The 3,426-nt window shown below is 67.6% G+C and carries 3 protein-coding genes and 1 pseudogene; all 4 read right to left on the bottom strand.

Features of this window, described 5'->3' with window-relative positions; genetic code table 11:
* Window positions 1–273, bottom strand: a 273-nt coding sequence (locus tag EN906_RS27565) for an FAD binding domain-containing protein (RefSeq protein WP_206529181.1), incomplete at its 3' end; no start/stop codon positions are given.
* On the bottom strand, window positions 270–749 hold the full coding sequence (locus EN906_RS27560) for a (2Fe-2S)-binding protein (protein WP_127267453.1): 480 nt from the start codon (window positions 747–749) through the stop codon (window positions 270–272). The genes EN906_RS27560 and EN906_RS27565, both read right to left, overlap by 4 nt.
* Window positions 750–980: 231 nt before the next feature.
* Window positions 981–3,239 (bottom strand): xanthine dehydrogenase family protein molybdopterin-binding subunit, encoded by a 2,259-nt coding sequence (locus EN906_RS27555; protein ID WP_127267452.1) that lies wholly within the window; start codon window positions 3,237–3,239, stop codon window positions 981–983.
* A pseudogene (locus EN906_RS27550) lies at window positions 3,229–3,426 on the bottom strand (xanthine dehydrogenase family protein subunit M); the annotation flags it as partial. The pseudogene EN906_RS27550 and the gene EN906_RS27555, both read right to left, overlap by 11 nt.

Raw genomic sequence — 3,426 nt, 5'->3', positions numbered from 1 at the left:
GGAGACGGCTGGGAAGTGGATCTTGATGTCGGCATGGTCGGCGACACGGCTCATCCTGGCCAGCGCGCCGATGGTGGCGCCGCGTTCATTCATCTCGATCCTGTCCAACCCCTTGAGATGGGTGATGTCGACCAGCGTCTCGGGCTCGGCGACGCCGCATTTGGCGAGGTCGATCAGCGTGGTGCCGCCGGCGAGCAGCATGGCGCCGGGCAGGGCGGCCGCCTGGCGTGCCGCAGCGAGCGAATTGGCGCGCACATAGGAAAAATCCCTCATGATGCAGCCTCCAATGCTGCCTGGCGGACAGCGGCGACGATGTGCGGATAGGCGCCGCAGCGGCAGAGATTGCCGGCCATGTATTCGCGGATCTCGTCGTCGGAGCCAGCATGGCCCTCACGAATGCAGGCGACCGCCGACATGATCTGGCCCGGCGTGCAATAGCCGCACTGGAAGGCGTCCTGTTCGAGGAAGGCAGCCTGCACGGGATGCATTTCGCCCTCCCGTGCAAGCCCCTCTATGGTGGTGACGGTGCGGCCTTCGGCTTGGGCGGCCAACGTCAGGCAGGCCAGCACGCGCTCGCCGTCGACATGCACGGTGCAGGCGCCGCACTGGCCGTGGTCGCAGCCCTTCTTGGTTCCGGTCAGGCCGAGGCGGTCGCGCAAGGCATCGAGCAGCGTGACGCGCGGCTCGAGTTGCAGATCGTGATGACGGCCGTTGATATCGAGATGAACTGGGATTGTTGTTTTTGTCATGGGCGCCTGGCTCCAGTTGCTTGACGCGAAGTCGGTTGATCTCATGGTGGGCCGGCGGGGGACCTGGCGCCCGCTGTCCGGCCCTTCGCTGTCGCTCCGGACCTTCGGGCGTTCGGCCCTTTTTAAAGGCCCCCTGGACCTTTTGATCCGCCCGAAGGCGGACCGGGCCTTCACCGTTCGTCGGACGGGAAGCCGAGCAATTGGCTTCCCGTCCGCTAGGCGGATCTCACCTCACCCCAGCAGGTCTTCGATGCGGATCGGAAAGCGCCGCGGCCGCACGCCGGTCGCATGCCAGACCGCATTGGCGACGGCGCCGGCCGTGCCGGTGATGCCGATTTCGCCGACCCCCTTGATGCCGAGTGCGTTGACGTGAGGGTCGTCCTCGTGGACCAGCAGCGCCTCGACCGACGGAACGTCGGCATTCACCGGGACATGATATTCGGCGAGGTTGGCATTCTGGATCCGGCCAGAGCGCCGGTCGGTGATGGCTTCCTCATGCAGCGCGAACGAGACGCCCCAGATCATGCCGCCATAATACTGGCTGCGCACCAGCCTGGGATTGATGACCCGCCCGGCGGCGAACGCGCCGACCAGCCTTGTGACACGGATCTGGCCGAAATCCGGATCGACCTTCACCTCGGCGAACACGGCGCCATGCGCGTGCTTGGCATAGGTTTCCTGGGATGCCGGGTCCGCAGCGCCCTTGCCATGGCCCTCGATCTCGGTGAGGCCCGCGCGCGTGAGGATTTCGGCATAGCTTTCACCGCGGCTTTCATCGTCGCGCCGATAGAGGCGACCGCCGCGCGCCAGCACGCCTTCATTGCCGGCGCCGTAGAGCGGTGAGTGCTCGTCACCGGTGGCGAGATCGGCGAGCCTGGCGATGACGGCGGCACCCGCATTGTGGATCGCCATGCCGGCCGTCGCCGTGTGGCCGGAGCCGCCGGCAATGCCTGCATTGGGCAGATCGGAACTGCCGGCCCTGAAATCGACCTGGTCGATATCCAGTCCCAGTCCGTCGGCGGCGATCTGGGCGAAGGCGGTCCAGGCGCCTTGCCCCATGTCCTGCGCGCCGGTCTCCATCAGGCCGCTGCCATCGCTTCTCAGCACGGCGCGGGCCTCGGCCTGGAACATCAGGGCCGGAAACGTCGCCGTGCCGATGCCCCAGCCGGTCAGGAAACCGTCCGCGTCGCGCATCAGCCGCGGCTGAAGCAGGCGGCTCGCCCAGCCGAACGTCTCGGCCGCTTGCCTGTAGCACTCGCGCAGCGCCTTGGAAGAAAACGGCTTGCCGGTCATGGGCTCGACCTCGGCATAGTTCCGCAGCCGGAACTCCAGCGGGTCCATGCCGCAGGCGTGTGCCGCCTCATCGATGGCGCTTTCGAGTGCGATCGAGCCGGTCGCTTCGCCGGGCGCCCGCATGAACAGCGGGGTGCCGGTGTCCAACCGCACCGCATCGTGCGAGGTGGCGATGGCCGGGCTGGCATAGAGCGTGTGCGAGGCATCCGCCGCCGGTTCGAAGAAATCGTCGAACGTGCTCGACGCAGTCTTGGCGTGATGGTCGAGTGCCGTCAGCCGCCCTTCGCCATCCATGCCCATGCGCAGCGTCTGGCGCGTCGGCGCACGGTGGCCGACCGGGCCGTACATCTGCTCACGCCGCAGCACCAGCTTGACCGGACGGCCAACGAGGCGCGCCGCCAGGATGCCGAGCACCTGCGGCCCGGAGATCATGCCTTTCGAACCGAAGCCGCCACCCAGGAACGGGCTGCGGATGTGGACGTTTTCCGGCGCGATGCCGAACAGGCCGGCGATGCGGCCCTGCGCCATGGCAAGGCCCTGGCTCGGTGTGTCGATCGACAGTGTGTCGCCATCCCAGGCGACGACGATCGCATGCGGCTCCATGGCGTTGTGGTACTGGGCCGGCGTCTCGTAGGTGGCTTCGATCCGCGTCTTTGCGGATTTGAGGCCGGCCTCGACATCGCCCTTGTGCTGCACGGCCGGACCGCCGACACCGACACCACGCGGCACGAAGCTTTCAGCGCCGTCGAGGCCAACGCGCGCCGGCAGCACTTCATAGCGCGGCGACAGCAAAGCCGCCCCCTCGGTTGCCGCCTCCAGCGTCTCGGCGATCACCACGGCGATGCTCTGGTTGGGGTAGCGGACCTGATCGTTCTGCAGCAGGTCGAGCCGGAACATGAAGGGGTGGTCCTTGGCGTCCGGGTCAGCGGCGAGCGCCGGCCGGTTCTTGGGCGTCATCACCTCGACCACGCCCTGGTGCGCCTTGGCCGCCTCGATATCCAGAGCGGCAACGCGGCCGCGCGCGATGCTGCTGACCGCCAGCACGGCGTAGAGCATGCCGGGCGGGTGGTTGTCGGCGGCATAGCGCGCGGCTCCGGTGACTTTCAGAAAGCCGTCGCGGCGGGTCAGCGGCTGGCCGATGCTGGAGCCCTGCCGGGCATGGGCGGGTTGCTGGTTGAGGCTGAGTTCAAGCGACATGGCGCGCTCCGGGAATGTTCGAGAACGGGGAGGCAGGAAGGGCTGGCAGACGCTCGGGCGTTCCCGAAAGCGCAGATATCAGCGCCCTGACCACGATGCGGCGGGCAAGCTCGATCTTGAAGGCATTGTCGCCGGAGGGGCTGGCATCGGCCAAGGCAGCGTCCGCGGAGCTGGAGAAGGTCGCCTC

Origin of the sequence: Mesorhizobium sp. M7A.F.Ca.CA.004.06.1.1 (assembly GCF_003999135.1) — a bacterium.
In the GTDB taxonomy this organism is placed as follows: domain Bacteria; phylum Pseudomonadota; class Alphaproteobacteria; order Rhizobiales; family Rhizobiaceae; genus Mesorhizobium.
Note: the sequence above shows the minus strand (reverse complement) of the source record. Positions and strands in the feature narration are given on the sequence as shown.